13 protein-coding genes are annotated in these 17,685 nt (G+C 66.6%); 7 read left to right on the forward strand and 6 right to left on the reverse strand.

Annotated features, from left to right (window positions below):
- Positions 1–5 precede the first annotated feature (5 nt).
- The 4 genes from AC56LR_RS16830 to AC56LR_RS16845 form a co-directional block, all read right to left on the reverse strand.
- Complete coding sequence (locus AC56LR_RS16830) at positions 6–1,568, reverse strand: DUF1800 domain-containing protein (protein WP_497131971.1); 1,563 nt, start codon at positions 1,566–1,568, stop codon at positions 6–8.
- A 349-nt stretch (positions 1,569–1,917) separates the two neighbouring features.
- The gene (locus tag AC56LR_RS16835) at positions 1,918–2,751 is read right to left on the reverse strand and encodes an HDOD domain-containing protein (RefSeq protein WP_497131972.1); all 834 of its coding nucleotides are present in this window, start codon (positions 2,749–2,751) and stop codon (positions 1,918–1,920) included.
- A gap of 92 nt (positions 2,752–2,843) precedes the next feature.
- Entirely contained in the window at positions 2,844–3,125 is a 282-nt protein-coding gene (locus AC56LR_RS16840; RefSeq protein ID WP_171088453.1) for a hypothetical protein, read from the reverse strand.
- Positions 3,126–3,135: 10 nt separating this feature from the next.
- Positions 3,136–3,543 carry a MarR family winged helix-turn-helix transcriptional regulator gene (locus AC56LR_RS16845; RefSeq protein WP_497131973.1) on the reverse strand — a complete coding sequence of 136 codons (408 nt, stop codon included), beginning with the start codon at positions 3,541–3,543 and terminating at the stop codon, positions 3,136–3,138.
- Between the two features lie 196 nt (positions 3,544–3,739).
- On the opposite strand from AC56LR_RS16845, the gene AC56LR_RS16850 reads away from it, so the two are divergent.
- Positions 3,740–4,681 (forward strand): GlxA family transcriptional regulator, encoded by a 942-nt coding sequence (locus AC56LR_RS16850; RefSeq protein ID WP_497131974.1) that lies wholly within the window; start codon positions 3,740–3,742, stop codon positions 4,679–4,681.
- An 18-nt stretch (positions 4,682–4,699) separates the two neighbouring features.
- Here AC56LR_RS16850 and AC56LR_RS16855 read toward each other — a convergent pair whose 3' ends face one another.
- Together AC56LR_RS16855 and AC56LR_RS16860 are read right to left on the reverse strand one after the other, a co-directional pair.
- Positions 4,700–5,887 carry a M56 family metallopeptidase gene (locus AC56LR_RS16855; protein ID WP_497131975.1) on the reverse strand — a complete coding sequence of 396 codons (1,188 nt, stop codon included), beginning with the start codon at positions 5,885–5,887 and terminating at the stop codon, positions 4,700–4,702.
- Positions 5,877–6,266 (reverse strand): BlaI/MecI/CopY family transcriptional regulator, encoded by a 390-nt coding sequence (locus tag AC56LR_RS16860; protein WP_497131976.1) that lies wholly within the window; start codon positions 6,264–6,266, stop codon positions 5,877–5,879. The genes AC56LR_RS16855 and AC56LR_RS16860 overlap by 11 nt, the downstream gene beginning before the upstream one ends.
- 292 nt (positions 6,267–6,558) lie before the next feature.
- Here AC56LR_RS16860 and AC56LR_RS16865 point away from each other — a divergent pair, with 292 nt between their 5' ends.
- From AC56LR_RS16865 to AC56LR_RS16890, 6 genes are all read left to right on the forward strand, one after another.
- Positions 6,559–7,800, forward strand: coding sequence for an acetylornithine/succinyldiaminopimelate transaminase (locus tag AC56LR_RS16865; protein ID WP_497131977.1), 1,242 nt, complete (start codon positions 6,559–6,561; stop codon positions 7,798–7,800).
- 89 nt (positions 7,801–7,889) lie between these two features.
- The gene (locus tag AC56LR_RS16870; RefSeq protein ID WP_497131978.1) at positions 7,890–8,918 is read left to right on the forward strand and encodes an arginine N-succinyltransferase; all 1,029 of its coding nucleotides are present in this window, start codon (positions 7,890–7,892) and stop codon (positions 8,916–8,918) included.
- Between the two features lie 11 nt (positions 8,919–8,929).
- Positions 8,930–9,964: an arginine N-succinyltransferase gene (gene astA, locus AC56LR_RS16875; RefSeq protein ID WP_497131979.1), complete on the forward strand. Its 1,035-nt coding sequence runs from the start codon at positions 8,930–8,932 to the stop codon at positions 9,962–9,964.
- Entirely contained in the window at positions 9,957–11,438 is a 1,482-nt protein-coding gene (gene astD / locus AC56LR_RS16880) for a succinylglutamate-semialdehyde dehydrogenase (RefSeq protein WP_497131980.1), read from the forward strand. The genes astA and astD overlap by 8 nt, the downstream gene beginning before the upstream one ends.
- A 3-nt stretch (positions 11,439–11,441) precedes the next feature.
- Entirely contained in the window at positions 11,442–12,785 is a 1,344-nt protein-coding gene (gene astB, locus AC56LR_RS16885) for an N-succinylarginine dihydrolase (protein ID WP_497131981.1), read from the forward strand.
- Between the two features lie 190 nt (positions 12,786–12,975).
- On the forward strand, positions 12,976–17,685 hold the full coding sequence (locus AC56LR_RS16890; protein WP_497131982.1) for an NAD-glutamate dehydrogenase domain-containing protein: 4,710 nt from the start codon (positions 12,976–12,978) through the stop codon (positions 17,683–17,685).

Genomic DNA, 17,685 nt, shown 5'->3' on the forward strand with positions numbered 1-17,685 from the left:
ACTTCCTATTTTTGAATGATGAATTCAGGCGCGGCGAGCACGAGCGTCAGGGCCGCATGGATGCGGTTGGCGCGTGCGCCCTCGCTGCCGGCCGGCATGGCATCGATGGCGCCTTTCAGCAGGGACAGGGTCGGTGCGGACAGCTGGCCTGCTGCGAGGACGAGATTGAGTTCGTCGAGCAGCTGCTGGGCGGTATCGGCCAGCGGCAGCAGCGCCGTATAGTCTGCCTTCACGTCGCCGATCCCGCGGCTGACCACGGTCTGCATGAAATTGATGTAGCCGACCACGCTCGACTCGTTGGTCAGCTGGAATTCCGGTGCGACCATGCCGGCAGTGGCGACGGCGCTGTTCGGAGGCACGTAACCCGGGCGGAAAAAGTTGAAGACGCTGGCGGCGCGCAAGGGACTTTGTCCGAGACGCGTGGCTGGATCCGAGGTATTGCCGACCGCCCATGCATCACTGGCGGAGCTGGCCTTGCATGCACGTGCCCAGGCGGCCAGCCGGAGTATCGGTTCCCGCTGCTTGCCAAAGCGCAGGTCGCCCGGCAGCGGCGCCGTGCGCGCTTCGCTGTCGAGCAGGATGGCCTTGACGACGGCCGCGAGGTTGCCCTTGGCACCGGCGCCGTCGTTGTTGAAGACCGTCGCCACGCGCGTGACATAGGCCGGTGAAGGGTTGCTGCAGACCAGGCGCATGATCAATTGGCGGCTCACGAAGGGCGCCACGTTGGCGTGCGCAAAGATCGTGTCGAGCGCCTGCCTGAGGCTTTCTTCGCCGCTTACGCCTGCCGCAATGGTTTTTCCCAGGAAGGTCTTGGTGCCCGTTTCGTGCGCGCTGGCGTTGACGATCATCGGGCGGCGCTTGTAGTCCGGGGAGTCGGTATTGCCGCCGGCAAGGTCGTAGTTCCATCCAGTGAATACCCGCGCCAGGCCGGCGATATCGTCCAGGCCATAGGTTTCTTCCTGCTGGCCGCCGACGAGCTTGGGCGTGCCGTCCAGGTTCAGGGTGACCAGGCCGATGGTAAATAACTGCATCAGCTCGCGCGCATAATTCTCGTCCGGCAGCGCGCCGGTGCTGGCCCTGAACTTGACGCTGCCGCGGTAGGTCAGGTATTCGCCCATTGCCGCGCTGGTCGAGACCTTCTCCAGCAGGCGGCGGTAATTGCCGAAGGCTTCCGCTTCCAGCAGGTCGAGAAATGCGGCCGCAGTGAAGGCCTTCCATCCGCCGCTGAAGCCCGAGACGGAAGTGACCAGGATTTCGGACAGGGCCAGGGTAATGCGCTGGCGCAGGGTGTCGGACGAGGACAACAGCTTGCGCCAGATCGCTGCGTCGGCGCCCGCTTCGCCATTCTTGTTGGTGAGACCGTTCAGCCCGCGCGACACCAGGTAGTCCCAGCGCGTGGCCGAGGCTGGGGCGGCAAGTTGTTCATCGAGCCAGGCGGCGTAGCCGATCGACTGGACGCGCGCGATCTGTTCGCGCGTTGCGCCCATCGATGCCTGGGCCAGGAAACGCGACGCTTCCGCCGCGGTGGGGCCGGCCGGCGGCGGCGTTGCCACCGGGACCGTTGCCACGGGCGGCGACGCAACCGGTGCGGGAGCGGCACTATCGCCGCCGCCGCAGGCTGTCAGAAGGGCCAGGGGCAAGGCCGTGGCCACGGCTGCCGGTGCCGGCGAGCTGACGTGGTCGCTGCAGGCGATCGTTGAACCGGAGTGTGCCATGGCGTGGGGAATTGACTAGTGGAAAGTATTTACGATCCTAGCCAGTTTTTCGTTTGATGACAACTTGAGAGTTGCAACACCCCTGTGTGTGAATCACCGCACGGAAGCGGCCTAGGGCGCGGCCTATAGTGGAACTGTCTCTTTCAGGACATCCCTAGTTTTGGACTTTGCCCGCTTTCATGAGCGGGCATTTTTTTGTCCGCTAGAGCAGCGCTGCTGTCAGGCTCTTCACTTCTTCCGCCGATTCGGCCAGCACCTGGGCCAGCGTGCCTTCGCCGGTCGTGAAATCGATGGTCGCGGCACTCTCCGGCGTGGTGGCGCCGGGGCGCTGGTGCAGCGGGGAAGGGAAGGGCGCGAGGTCCTTGGCCAGCAGCAGGGTGTCGCCCAGGGTTTCCGGCGGCAGGGCGCGCATGCCGTTCCAGAGCGCCTCGATCGCACCCATCACGGGTACAGGCACGCCCAGCTTGAGCAGCACGCCGCGGCCGATCGCCACTTCGCCATGCTCGAGCCAGTCTTCGGGGCCGCCGTCGAGCAGGCCGGGGAATTCCTCGGCGCGCGAGAGCAGGTAGAAGCCGCCCACTTCATGGACGATGCCGGCGAACATGGCCGTTTCAGGATCGACGAAGGAGACGCGGCGCGCAATCACCTGGGCCAGGGCGGCCACGTGGGCCGAGTGGATCCACAGGGCGTCGGCCTTGGCGCGCAGGCCGGGATCGCTGATTTCGCTGGCCAGCTGGCGCACGATCACGGAGGCGGCCAGCGCCCCGAGCGTGCGGAAACCGACGCGCTGCACCGCCGCGCGAACGTTGGTGACGTCCTGCCCGGCGCGGTTGTAGGCCACGGAGTTGGCGATCGCGACGGTGCGCGCCGCCAGCAGCGGCTCGGCCTGCACCAGCCGCGCCGCCATGTCGGCATGGCAGTCGGGCTCGCCCAGGGCGCGCTGCAGCTTGAGCGTTGCATCGACGTTCGTGGGGAAGCTGAGGTCGCCGCGGCTGGCCTGGGCGGCAATACTCTTGAGGGCAGAGAGTCGGTCCATCGAAAAATTATACCCCCATTGCACCGCCGGGCTAAGAAATATTGCCTTGTGGCATTAAGTCTTTGCCGGCCAGTGCACGGCGGCGAGCCGGATCACAGCTCGCTGAAGATGGCGTCGCAGCCTTCCTTCTGCTCTTCGGTGTCTTGCAGCTCGTCGGTCAGGCCCAGGTCGATGAGTTCCTCGACGGCGTTCATGAAACTGTTGAGCTTGGTTGCGCCGATGAGACGGTAGATCTCGCCGGAGTCGTTGCGCACGCCGATCAGCATGCTTTCCTGCTGCACTTCGTCGAGCGGGGCGACGTCCAGCAGGATGTTGCCGATGATGTGCTTGTCGAAATGGGCAGGCTTCTTGCCGTCGATCAGGGAGGTTTTCAAGGCAATTCCTTTATGTGTCAGAAGGTGGGGAGGCGCCGCCGGCGGCGATCTGGTCGCGCAGCTTGCGCAGTGCGGCGTCGAGGGCATCGAATTCGGTCGTGCCATAGCCGGCGAACAGCTGTTTGCCGTGTGCCACGACCTTGGGGAAGACGTCGGAGAATACCGTCTCGCCGGCGGGCGTCAGGCGCACGTAGAACGAACGCTTGTCCTCAAGGCTGCGTTCGCGCACGACCAGGCCTTTCTGTTCCAGCCGCTCGATCACGCCGGTGAGGGTGCCCTTGGTGATCAGGGTGCGCTCGCCCAGTTCCTTGTAGCTCATCCCGGGCGTGTTGCCCAGCGTGGCAATGATATCGAACTGCGCGTGCGTCAGCCCGTGCTGGCGCACCGACTCGCCGGAAAAACGCTCGAAGCCTTGCATGCACTCGGCCAGCAGCCGGACACTCTTTAAATATCGTTCCCCCATGGGGCAGGATTATAGCCGCCTGCGAGGCATTATCCGAATGCCGGCCGGGACGGCCTCCCATTGTCCTGCGCATTGTTCTGTATGATAGCGGGCGATGCGTACTACCGGGCGCCATGCCCCTTTCCCCGTATGACACCGCCAAACCGTTCCGATGCAGCCTGCTGACCTGTCCCTGCTGGCACAGGAACGCCCGCTGCGCGTGGTCCTGGTGAACGCGGGCGAGCCGGACATGCTGACCTGGTCCGGCCTGGTGCAGCCGCTGCGCCTCGCGGCCAAGCTGCTGGGCCCCGAACTGCTGCACGTGGACGTGCGCAGCCCCGACAAATTCATGGCCGATGCCCAGCGTTACTGGCACCTGGTGCTGCTGGTGGCCGACGAGGCCGAAGCGGCGCTGCGGCCCGCCAACTGCCGCGCCCTGGTCGAGCGCTGCCGCGCCGCGCCCTTCTGGGGCGGGGTCGGCGCCGGCGTCCTGTGGCTGGCCGATGCCGGCGCACTGCACGGCATCCGCACCGCGCTGCCTTGGGCCTTGTACCCCGACACCAATGCGCTGGCGGAGCAGGCCATGTTCACCCCCAATCTGTTCGAAGTCGACGGCAACCGCCTCACCTGTTGCGGCGGCGCGGCCAGCATCGATTTTGCGTTGACCCTGGTCGAGCTGCTGTTCGGCGGAGCGGTCCAGGCCCAGGTCAAGGAGATCCTGTGCGTGGACCGGGTGCGCGGCAAGGACGAGCGCCAGCGCGTCGCGCTGCAGGCCAGGTTCGGCACCCTGCAGCCCAAGCTCACCGAGGCGGTGGCGCTGATGGAGGCGAACATCGAAGAGCCGCTCTCGACCGACGAGATCGCGGGGCTGTCGGGCGTGTCGCGGCGCCAGCTCGAGCGCCTGTTCAAGCAATACCTGGGCAGCCTGCCCTCGCGCTACTACCTTGAGCTGCGCCTGCAGCGGGCCCGCAAGCTGCTCATCGAGACCAACCACTCGATCGTGCAGGTGGGGCTGATGTGCGGGTTTTCCTCTGGCTCGCATTTCTCAACGGCCTTCGGCGCGCTGTTCGGGAATACGCCGCGCGAGGAAAGGCAGCGCAAGCTGGGTCAGTAGCGCCTGGTCCGGCGCCGGTCAAGGCTGGCGCGTGACGACCATCGAGACACTGAATGGCGCGCCCGCCTCGCCCACCTTGATCGTCGCCTGTTCGCCGAGACGGGCCAGCAGGGTCGGCGCGCTGACCACTTCCGCACCCTTCAAGACCCGGCCTTTCAGCCAGACGTCGCCCGCCGTTTGCCCGGGGCGCACGCTCATCTCGATGCGCCACTCGCCCGAGGCCACCGCAAACTGCTCTCCCGCCCTGGTCACGACACGCGGCGTCGATCGTTCGCCGCCGGCGTCGAATGTCATCGCCACCGAATAGGACGGCGCCGTTGCCGCCTCTTGTGCGCGAACGCCGAGCGTTCCGGTAAGGGCGCCCGCGGCCAGCAGGGCAAGCAGGCAGCGGCTGGCGAAGCGGCGAAGGGTTCCGGGCGGGGTGTGCTGCAGGTGCATGAGACGCTCCTTGGTGGGGTGGTGGGTTTTCCAGTGACAGCGAATGCCGGGGCGAAGATCGAAGGCGCCGGCATGGGACTTGAGCAGCGCTTGCGCATACGTCCGGCGCTGCTGCGGATGGCGCTGCATGACGAGGGCATCGCAAGCCAATTCCTGGTCCTGGCGAAGATGGCGCGCGCCCAGGTGAACCAGCGGATTGAACCAGAACAGGCACTGGAAGAGGGCCGCCAGCAAATTGGCCAGCGCGTCGCGGCGGCCGATGTGGGCCTGCTCGTGGGCGATCACGAGGGCTTGCTCGGATGGCGAATACTGCTGGGCGAAATCATGTGGCAGGATGATCCGGGGGCGCAGCAGGCCGACCGACGCGGGGCCGGCATCGGCTTCGCTGAAGTACACCTCGCCGGCCCGCGTCAGCCGGCCCGCCCGGCGCAGGAAAGCCCGGTGTCCCACAACGAGCCAGGCAACCGATGCCGCCACGCCGCAGGCCCACAGCACCAGCAGCGCATCGACCCGGGCCGGGGTCGTCGGGACGGCCTGGGCGGCGAATGCCTGCACCGGGCGCAGCGCCGGCGCAGCCAGCACGATCGGCATCGAGCGGACCGGCAGGATGGCGGCGACGGTCACCAGCGGGACGAGCAGCCAGGCCTGGTAAGCGAGGGCGGCGCCGCTCCAGCGCCGCAGCGGCGTGCGCACCACCAGCAGGACGACGATGGCAAGGCCGGCAAAGCAGGCCGCGCGCAGTATGAGCAGCGTGAGTTCACTTGCCATCGTCGAATTCGTCGATCAGCTTGCGCAATTCCTGGATATCCGCCTGCGACAGCTTGCGCTGGCTGCCGAAATGCGCCACCAGCGGGGCGATGCGCCCGCCGAACAGGCGCTGCAGCAAGCCTTCGCTTTCGCGCGCCAGCCATTCCTCGCGCCGCAGCACGGCATGGTAGAGGAAGCGCCGTCCATCCTTCTGCGCAGCGATCGCGCCTTTCTTGAGCAGGCGGTTGAGCAAGGTCTTGACGGTGGCGGCCTGCCAGGCCTGGGTGTCGGACAGCGCGGCGATGACTTGCTCGGCCACGACAGGGGCGCCTGCGCGCCAGAGCACTTCCATCACTTGGGACTCGGCGTCGCTGATGCCGGGTTGTGGAGAGTCGGTCATATCTTTTCATTTACATGTGTAATCTCAGTTGATAATTACATCTGTAATCGATGCTGTCAAATGCTTTTGTCGACAGTCCTCTGCGGTCATTTTCTCGACTACCGGCAGCGATGTGCGGGAGGGGAGCCTTGCAGGGTGGGAAGGCTTTGTCATTCCCATAATATTTCTCCGACTAAAAACGAAAATCCCTGTCGCAGTTCTGCAAGAACTTGTGGGGGTGCCTTCCTATAATGGCTTCAACCTGCGCGGCGATTGGCCCGCGCACAACCTTCTTGAAGATGAGGAAGAAGCCATGAACGCAAAGCTCGACTCCGGTGTCACCACGCGGCCTGTCACCCGGCAGACCTTCGACGAAGTCCTCGTCCCGACCTATGCCCCGGCAGCCATGGTGCCGGTGCGCGCGGCGGGCCTGGAAGTGTGGGACCAGGAAGGCAAGCGTTACCTCGACTTCACTTCGGGCATCGCCGTCTCGAGCCTGGGTCACTGCAACCCGGCCCTGGTCGATGCGGTGACCAGGCAGATCAACACCCTCTGGCACCTCGGTAACGGCTACACCAACGAGCCGGTGCTGCGTCTTGGCTCGGCCCTGACCGAAGCCACCTTCGCCGACCGCGCCTTCTTCTGCAACTCGGGCGCCGAAGCCAACGAAGCGGCCCTGAAGCTGGCGCGCAAGTATGCGCACACCAAGTTCGGTCCGCACAAGTCGCGCATCGTGTCCTGCCTGTCGTCCTTCCACGGCCGTACCCTGTTCACCGTGTCGGTCGGCGGCCAGCCGAAGTACACCGAAGGCTTCGAGCCGTTGCCGCAGGAACTGAGCCACATCCCGTACAACGACATCGAGGCCGCGCGCGCCGCGATCCTGGAGGACGTCGCGGCCGTGATCGTCGAGCCGATCCAGGGCGAGGGCGGCGTCATCCCGGGCGACAAGGCTTACCTGAAGGCGCTGCGCGAGTTCTGCGACGCCACCGGCGCGCTGCTGGTATTCGACGAAGTGCAGTCGGGCGTGGGCCGTACCGGCAACTTCTACGCCTACATGGACATGGGCGTGACCCCGGACATCCTGACCTCGGCCAAGGCGCTGGGCAACGGCTACCCGATCGGCGCCATGCTCACCACCGAAGAAATCGCGCAGCACTTCGGCGTCGGCTCGCACGGCACCACCTACGGCGGCAACCCGCTGGCGGCGACCGTCGGCCTGAAGGTCGTCGAGACCATCAGCCAGCCAGCCTTCCTGGCGCGCGTGCGCGAAGCCAGCGACAAGATCTTCGCCAACCTGAACAAGCTGGCCACCGACTACCCGCAGGTCTTCGGCAAGCCGCGCGGCATGGGCCTGCTCATCGGCCTGCCGATGGCCGAAGGCTACAAGGGCCGTTCCAAGGACTACACCAAGCTGGCTGAAAAGCTCGGCCTGATGCTGCTGATCGCCGGTCCCGACGTGGTGCGCCTGGCGCCGGCGCTGGTGGTGTCGGACGAGCAGATCGCCGAAGCGGATCGCCTGATGCGCGAAGCCGTCGAGGCGTTCATCGCCGCCTAATCCAGGCCTCGCCCGGGCCGGCCCGCTTGTTTTCAGGCGTGGCCGGCCGCGTCGTTTGACAGATCGATTGATCTCTTTCAGGAGTTCGCATGTATGTAGTTCGTCCGGTAGAGCGCGGTGATATCGGCGCCCTCGAGGCATTGGGGGCGGTCTCGATTCCCGGCGTGCACACGTTGCCGCGCACGCGCGAAGCCATCGTCGCCGCGGTCGAGCGCTCGATCGCTTCCTTCGCCGCCCATGTCGACATCCCGAGCGAGGAGTCCTACCAGTTCGTGCTGGAAGACCTGCGCACGCATGAAGTGGTCGGCACCTCGTCGATCCATGCATCGGCCGGCTCGAACGGCACCTATTTTGCGTTCCGCAACGACGTGATCCAGCAGGTCTCGCGCGACCTGAACATCAGCCACAGCGTGCACGCGCTGACCCTGTGCTCGGAGCTGACGGCCTATTCGCACCTGTCGGGCTTCTACATCCGCAACCGCGACAGCGCCGGCACCGAGGCCGCGCTGCTGTCGCGCGCACGCCTGCTGTACGCGGTGCTGGCGCCGCACCGCTTCGGCGACCGTTTCTTCGTGCCGCTGGCCGGCGTCACCGACGCCGACGGCCAGTCGGCCTTCTGGAATGCGCTGGGCCGCAAGTTCTTCAAGATGGACTTTTTAGAAGCCGAGCGCGTCATCGACGGCGCCCGCAACCGCACCCTGATCGTCGAACTGATGCCGCACTATCCGGTCTACGTGCCGCTGCTGCCGGGCGACGCCCAGGCCGCCCTCGGCCAGATCCACCCGAGCGGCGAACTCGCCTTCGACCTGCTCACGCAAGAAGGCTTCGAGGCCGACGAATACATCGACATCTTCGACGGCGGCCCCATTTTGCAGGCGCACCGCAATTCGCTGCGCTCGTTCAGCGGCTCCCACCTGCGCCAGGTGGAGAATGCCCGGATCGATGCGCCGCACGACTCGCTGGTGACCTATGCGGTGGCCAGTACTGAACAGGCCTTCCGCGCCGTCATCACCGCCTGCCCGCCGGTCGATACCGCCCAGGCCATCTGCCTGTCGCGCGAGGCCCAGCAGGCGCTGGGCGTCTCTCCAGGTGACAGCGTCACCTGCGTGCGCATCTGAAAGAGGACTCCATGCTCGTAATCCGTGCAATCAAAACGACCGATCTGGACGCCCTGATGGAAATGGCGCGCCAGGCCGGCAGCGGCATGACCACCCTGAAGCCGGACGTCAAGATGCTGGGCGACCGCATCGCCACCGCGGTGGCCTCGTTCGCCGAGATCATCCCGCCTGAAGAGCGCGACTACATGTTCGTGCTCGAGCATACCGACGACGCCCGTATCGCCGGCGTCTGCGCCATCAAGGGCGCGGTCGGACTCACCGAGCCGTTCTACAACTACCGTATCGGCACCCTGGTGCACTGCAGCCGCGAACTGAACGTGTTCACGCGGATGGAAACCCTGTACCTGTCGAACGACCTGACCGGCTCGACCGAACTGTGCTCGCTGTTCCTGCTGCCGCAGTACCGCGCAGGCTTCAACGGCAAGTGGCTGTCGAAAAGCCGCTTCCTGTTCATCGCCCAGTTCCAGCACATGTTCACCGAGAAGATCATCGCCGAGATGCGCGGCTACCAGGACGACCAGGGCGTCTCGCCCTTCTACGAAGGCCTGGGCCGGCACTTCTTCAAGATGGACTTCAACCATGTGGATGGCCTGACCGCGATCGGCAAGAAGTCCTTCATCGCCGAGCTGATGCCGCGCCAGCCGCTGTACGTCGACTACCTGCCGGAATCGGCGCGCGAAGTCATCGGTCAGGTGCACACCTCGACCCTCCCGGCGAGGAAGCTCCTGGAAAACGAAGGCATGCATTACGAAGGCTATGTCGACATCTTCGACGCCGGCCCGGTGCTGCAGGGCCGCGTGTCCGAGCTGCGCGCGGTGCGCGACAGCGTGCTGGCGATTGCCGGCGAAGGCGTGGCGGAAGGTGAGACCGAGCACGTGCTGGTCTCGAACACCAAGCTGGCCGATTTCCGCATGATTCTTACCCGCGCCGTCCCCGGCGCCAACCGCGTCGCATTGACCGCCCAGGAACTCTCGCAGCTGCACGTGCAGGCCGGCGACGAAGTGCGGACGCTGACACTCAACGCAAGGAAGAACGCGCATGGCTAATCTGTCGAACTACATCAATGGCGAATGGCTCGCCGGCAGCGGCACGGAACTCGCCACCATCGACCCGTCGACCGGCCGCCAGACCTGGACCAGCAAGCAGTCGACCGCGGAAGACGTGCAGCAGGCAGTGACCGCCGCACGCGAGCAGTTCGAAGCCTGGGCGCTTATGCCTTTGGATGAGCGCATCGCCGTGGCGACCCGTTACCGCGACCTGCTCAAGGAGCATGCCGAGGAGCTGGCCGGCATCATCGCCGAGGAAGTCGGCAAGCCGCTGTGGGAAGCGCGTACGGAAGTGGCCACCATGGCCAACAAGATCGACATCTCGGTGCAGTCCTACGGCGCGCGCACCGGCGAGACGGCTGCCAAGGTCGCCGACGGCAATGCCGTGCTGCGCCACCGCCCGCACGGCGTGTTCGCCGTCTACGGTCCCTACAACTTCCCGGGCCACCTGCCGAACGGCCACATCGTGCCGGCCCTGATCGCCGGGAACACCGTGGTCTTCAAGCCGAGCGAATACGCGCCGCGCACCGCGGTGAAAACCGTGCAGCTGTGGGAACAGGCCGGCCTGCCCAAGGGCGTGCTGAACCTGGTCAACGGCGGGCGCGACACCGGCGTGGCGCTGGGCCAGGCCCAGGACATCGACGGCATCCTGTTCACCGGCAGCAGCCAGACCGGCGCGGCCCTGCACAAGCAGTTCGGCGGCCAGCCGGGCAAGATGCTGGCGCTGGAAATGGGCGGCAACAACCCGCTGGTGGTATGGGACATCAAGAACGAGCCGAAGGACATCGACGCGGCCGTGCACCACGCCGTGATGTCGGCCTTCATTTCGGCCGGCCAGCGCTGCACCTGCGCGCGCCGCCTGATCATCCAGGACTCCCCAAGCGGGCAGGCATTCCTTGACCGCCTGGTGCAGGTCGCCTCGACCCTGCAGATGGGCGCCTCGAAGGCCGAGCCCCAGCCTTTCATGGGCCCCGTGGTGTCCGCGGCCGTTGCCGCGCGCCTGGTCGAAGCGCAGGCCGGGATGGCAGCCAAGGGCGGCAAGGTGCTGCTGCAGATGAAACAACTCGACCCGAACGCCGGTTTCGTCACCGCCGGCATCGTCGACACCACCGATGCTCAGGGCATTCCGGACGAAGAGTGGTTCGGCCCGCTGCTGCAGGTGATCCGCGTGAAAGACTTCGACGCTGCCCTGGTTGCCGCCAACGCCACCGAATTCGGCCTGGCCGCGGCATTGTTGTCGCCGTCGGAAGAACTCTGGAAGCGCTTCGCCGTGCGCGCCCGCGCCGGCATCGTCAACTGGAACCGCCCGACCACGGGCGCTGCCAGCTCGGCGCCGTTCGGCGGCGTCGGCAAGTCGGGCAACCACCGCCCGAGCGCCTATTACGCGGCCGATTACTGCGCCTACCCGGTCGCCTCGATCGAGACGGCCGAACTCGAGATGCCGGCCAAGCTGTCGCCGGGACTACACTTTTAAATCATGCGTACCGCTCGCGAATACAACTTCGACGGCCTGGTTGGCCCGTCCCACAACTACGCCGGCCTCTCGTTCGGCAACGTCGCCTCGTTCAGCAATGTGCGCAGCGCCTCGAACCCGCGCCAGGCCGCGCTGCAGGGCCTGGCCAAGATGCGCGCGCTGGCTGCGCGCGGCTTCGCCCAGGCCGTGATGCCGCCGCAGGCGCGCCCGAACTTCCGCCTCCTGCGCCGCATCGGCTTCTCGGGCACCGACGCCGACGTGCTGGCCCAGGCCATGCGCGAGGCGCCGGTGATCCTGGCTTGCGCGTACTCGGCCGCGCCGATGTGGACTGCGAACGCGGCCACCGTCAGCCCCTCCGCCGACGCGCGGGACGGGCGCGTGCACTTCACGCCGGCCAACCTGAACAACAAGCTGCACCGCTCCGAAGAATACGTGCAGGCCACCCGCACGCTGCGCGCCATCTTCGGCGACGCCGATCACTTCATGGTGCACGACGCGCTGCCGCCGGTGCCGGCTTTCGGCGACGAGGGCGCGGCCAACCATACCCGTTTTGCAAGCTCGCACGGCGCGGCCGGCGTCGAATTCTTCGTGTACGGCCGGGTGGAGTTCGATCCGTCCGCCCCGAGCCCGAAAAAATACCCGGCGCGCCAGACCCTGGAAGCCTCGCAGGCGGTGGCGCGCCTGCACGGCCTGGACCCGGCCCGCACCGTGTTCGCCTCGCAGAACCCGGACGTGATCGACCAGGGCGTGTTCCATAACGATGTGATCGCGGTCGGCAACGGCAACGTCTTGTTCTATCACGAGCAGGCCTTCCTGGATGAAGCCGGCACCCTCGACGCGCTGCGCGGCGCGATGGAGAGCGTCGATACCGGCCTGCTGCCGGTGCGCGTGGCGACCGGGCAGGTGCCGGTGGCCGATGCCGTGGCCAGCTACCTGTTCAACAGCCAGCTGCTCACCAGGCCGGACGGCGGCATGGCGCTGCTGGTGCCGCACGAATGCCGCGAGAACCAGGCGGTGTCGCGTTACCTCGACGGCATGGTGGCCGGCGGCGGCCCGATCGACGAGCTGCTCGAATTCGACCTGCGCCAGAGCATGCGCAACGGCGGCGGGCCGGCCTGCCTGCGCCTGCGCGTGGCGCTCACCGACGACGAAGCGCGCGCCATGCACCAGGGCGTGGTCATGACCGAGGCCCTGTATGCGAAGCTGGTGCCCTGGGTCGAGCGGTATTACCGCGACCGCATCGAGCCGAAGGACCTGGCCGACCCGCAGCTGGCGATCGAATGTCTGGCCGCCCTCGAGGAACTCGAACGCATTCTTGGCCTGCCGGGTCTTTACGACCTGTCTTGAGCCTACACCGGGCCAAGCGGAACAGGCGTGACCCAGCTCGCATGGCATGTTCTAATAACGGATTGCCGCACCGGGGAATGCTGCGGCGCACACGGAATTCGGACGGGACACCCCCGTCCAATATAGAGCCAGGGCAGCGCAAAGCCACAAGCTGACAAGCGCGCCGGGCACACAAACTTTGGAGAAGCAAATGAAAGACATGCCACAAGATCTGCGTAACCAGACGCTCGCTCTGGTGAATGCAAACCACGCCGCCACCGGCGCTCCTGCGCAAGTGGGCGCGCTGATCAGCGCGTGGCTCGGATCGCTCGACGACGAAGACCTGGCCGGCACCTCGCCCGAGAGCCTGGCGCCTGTGCTGTGGGAAGGTTTCTCGCAGCTGGCCCAGCGCACCGGCCCTGGCTGCCAGATCGCGCAGATGCAGTATTCCGACGGACGTGGCGGCATGGCCACCGCATTGCTGATCCTGAACGCCGACATGCCTTACCTGGTCGATTCCTTCGTGATGGCCCTGCGCAAGGAGCGCCAGATCGCGACCGGCGTGATGAACGCCGTGCTGGCCGTGCGCCGCGACGCCGCCGGCGCCGCCACCTCCGTCGGTGAAGCCGGCGCCCCGCTCGAATCGATCGTGCTGGTGCTGCTCAACGACGAACTCGAATTCGCCGAACTCGACGCGCTGACCGCGCGCATCCGCATGGTGGCCAACGATGCCGCCGTGGTGCACCGCGACGCCGTCAAGATGGCCGACCGCATGACCACCGTCGCCGCCGCCGCCGCCCAGGCAGGCACCGCCGAAGGCCAGGAAGTCGCGGCCTTCCTCGAATGGGCCAAGAACGAAGGCTTCGAGCCCTTCGGCTACGCCTACTACATGGTCAAGGAAGGCGTGCGCGAACTCGAGCGCGACGTCCCGAGCCGCGTCGGCGTACTTGCCGATACCGCGCATCCGGTCTATGGCAGCTGCCTGGCCAACATCCCGGGCGACTTCGAAACCCTGTCGCGCCGCGCCGACACCCTGTCGATCGTGAAAGCCGACGTCGAAGGCACCCTGCACCGCGACCAGCCGCTCGACTTCATCGGCGTGCGCAACACCGACGCCCAAGGCAAGATCCTGGGCGAGCATTGCTTCGTGGGCCTGTTCACCCGCGCCGCTACCTCGACCCCGCTGGCGCGCCTGCCGTTCGCGCGCGGCCGCGTCGCCAAGGTGCTGTCGATCGCCGGCGTGCGCCAGGAAGGCTTCCGCGCCGAGAAATTCGTCGAGATCCTCGAGTCGCTGCCGCGCACCGAAGCACTCGAAGCCGATCCGGAGTGGCTGGCCCAGGTCTGCAGCTCGGTGGTGTCGCTGTACAAGCAGCCGCGCCCGAAAGTCTTCGCCCGCCGCGACGTCTACGCGCGCCACCTGAACGTGCTGGTCTACCTGCCGCGCGAGCGCTACAGCGCCCAGGTGGCATCCGGCCTGGCCGCGGCCCTCAAGCAAAGCTCGGGTGCAAGCGAGGTGCGCGTGCAGACCCTGGTGGCCGACGGCCCGCTGGCCCGCGTCTACCTGATCGCCCACGCCGCGCGCAATCCGCTCGACCTCGAAACCGACATCCAGCAGCCGCTGCTGTCGGTGCTGGACGGCTGGCATGACCGCTTTGCCGCAGTGACCAACACCATCGAAGACGCCGGCCTGCGCAGCAGCCTGCGCAAGCTCGGCACCAACCTGCCGGTGTCGTTCGTCACCAACACCGCGCCGGAAACCGCCTTCCGCGACCTGCAGGCCCTGATCAACAACGGCCAGCAGAACCGCGTCACCGCGCGTGTCGAACCGGGCGACGACGCCAACGGCATCGATGCTTCGATCCGCCTGTACTCGGGCGAAGTCGTGCCCTCGCTGTCGCGCATCCTGCCGGCCCTGCAGAACGCCGGCATCGCCGTCGACCGCGAGCAGACCTGGTCGTTCACCACCGCCGACGGCAGCCGCCACCACGTCACCGCCCTGGCGGTGGACGACGAGAGCGGCGCCAAGCTGGTCAAGCAGGGCGTCGTCCCGGTGGCCGAAGAGCTGTTCACCGCGCTGTTCAACGGCGAAGCCGAAGACGGCCGCATGAACGGCCTGACCATCGAAGGCGGCCTGGCCATGCGCGAAGTGCAGCTGGTGCGCGCCTACATCAGCTACTGGCGCCAGCTCGGCTCGAAGTTCTCGGTGCGCTACATGGCCGAGACCCTGCGCACTCAGCCGGCCCTCGTCAAGGAATTCGTCACCGCCTTCCTGCTGCGTTTTGATCCGAAGCTGGGCGAGTCCGAGCACGCCGCCGGCACCGCCAAGCTGGCCGCGCTCAAGGCCGGCCTGTCGAGCGTGAACCACGCCGACACCGAAGAAATCATGGCAGCACTGGTCGACCTGGCGCTGGCCACCGTGCGCACCAACTACTTCCAGAACGACGGTGAAAAGCTGATCTTCAAGGTCGACACCAGCAACCTGGCGCTGGCCCCGGAGCCGCGTCCTTACCGCGAGATCTACGTGTTCTCGCGCCGCTTCGAAGGCGTGCACCTGCGCGGCGGCCCGGTCGCCCGCGGTGGCCTGCGCTGGTCGGACCGCATGGAAGACTACCGCACCGAAGTGCTGGGCCTGGTGAAGGCGCAGATGGTCAAGAACGCCGTCATCGTGCCGGCCGGCTCGAAGGGCGGTTTCGTGTGCAAGCAGATGCCGACCAATGCCCCGCGTGAAGCCGTCGCGCTCGAGGGCGAATCGGTCTACCGCCTGTTCATCGCCAGCCTGCTGGAAGTGACCGACAACCGCGTGCGCGGCGCCATCGTCCCGCCGGAAAACACCGTGCGCTACGACCAGGACGACCCGTACCTGGTGGTGGCTGCCGACAAGGGTACCGCGACCTTCTCGGACATCGCCAACAGCATCGCCGTCAAGCGTGGCTTCTGGCTGGGCGACGCCTTTGCCTCGGGCGGCTCGAACGGCTACGACCACAAGAAGATGGGCATCACCGCCAAGGGCGCGTTCGAAGCCGTCAAGCGCCACTTCTATGAACTGGGCCACGACATGATGACCACCCCGATCACCATGGTCGGCGTGGGCGACATGTCGGGCGACGTGTTCGGCAACGGCGTGCTGCTGTCGCGCCAGCTGAAGGTGCTGGCTGCATTCGACCACCGCCACATCTTCCTGGACCCAACGCCAGATGTCGAAGTCTCGTTCAACGAGCGCCAGCGCATGTTCGCGCTGCCGCGTTCGTCGTGGGAAGACTACGACAAGAGCCTGATCTCGCAGGGCGGCGGCGTCTACCCGCGCTCGGCCCGTTCGATCGACCTGACTCCTGAAGTGCGCGCTGCGCTGGACATCCAGGAAACCTCGCTGGCCCCTGAAGAACTGATGCACCGCATCCTGCTGGCGCCGGTCGACCTGTTCTACAACGGCGGCATCGGCACCTATATCAAGGCTTCGAGCGAGACCCATGCGCAGGTGAAGGACCGCGCCAATGACCGCATCCGCGTCAACGGCAGCGAACTGCGTTGCAAGGTCGTGTCCGAAGGCGGCAATTTGGGCGCGACCCAGGCCGGCCGTATCGAGTTCGCCCTGGCCGGTGGCCGCATCTTCACCGATGCGATCGACAACTCGGCCGGCGTGGATTGCTCCGACCACGAAGTCAACATCAAGATCTGGCTCGACACCGAAGTCAATGCCGGCGAACTGCTTGACGCCGACCGTAACCGCATCCTGAACGAGATGACCGGCGACGTCGAACGCCTGGTCCTGCGCGACAACACCCAGCAGACCCACCTGCTGACCCGCGAAGCGCAGGCGCAGGCCACCGGTTCGACCGTGGATGGCTATGCCGCCCTGATCACCAACCTGGAGTCCGATGGTTCGGTCTCGCGCGAACTCGAACAGCTGCCGAGCGACGCCGAGCTGCAGCGCCGCAAGGCACTGGGCCTGGGCCTGTCGGCGCCGGAACTGGCGGTCGTCGTTGCCAACGTCAAGAACCGCTTCAAGCGCACCCTGTCGGCGCTCGACCTGACCGGCGAAACCTGGGCCGATTCGCTGCTGCGCCCTTACTTCCCGGCGCAACTGGTGGCGACCCGCAACCCGCTGAACCACCCGCTGGCCAATACCATCCTGGCCACCGTGCTGGCCAACGAAGCGGTCAACCGCTGCGGCCCGCTGATGCTGCGCGACCTGGCAGCCGAGCACCGCGTGGATGAAACCGAAGTGGTCAAGGCCTGGGCCCGCGCCTGGGCGGCGCTGCACCTGGCGCCGGTGTTCGACGCACTCGACGCCGATGCCCTGACCGTGCCGCGCGACGTGTCGATGGCAGTCGACCTTCGCACCCGTGCGCTGCTGCGCGCCGTGATCGAAGGCGTGCTGTCGCTGCCAGCCGGTCTAGAGGGCATGGCGGAACTGTCGTCGCTGTTCGGCCAGGCCGACCAGCTGCGCAGCCTGACCCCGGCCCGTTCAGAAGCCGATGGTCACAGCGGCCTGCCGGCATCGTTCACCGCAGCCTGGAAAGCCGTCGAGACCATCGAGTCGCTGGCGACCTTCCTGTTCGCGGCGGTCTCGGTGCAGCGTCCAAGCGGCATGAGCCTGGCCCAGTTCCTGCAGGTCGGCATGGCGCTGCGCCAGCAGGCCGGCATCGACACCCTGGAACGCGGCCTGAAGCTGCCGGCCCAGGGCAAGGCCCAGGAACAGCTGCGCAACTACGCGATGCAGGCACTGCGCCGCACCCAGCAGCGCCTGCTGCTGCAGGTGATCGAGCGTGCCGGCCATGGCGGCGATGCGCTGGCGGCGGTTGCCGAGGTCACCAAGGCGCGCGGCCTGACGGGCTTTGCCCAGCCGGTCGAGCTCGAGCAAGCCATGCTGGACGTCTGGGCGCTGTCGGAAGGCTCGAGCCCGGACCGCCTGGCAGCGTAA

The sequence above is a fragment of the Telluria sp. ZT3P39 genome, from assembly GCF_059685935.1.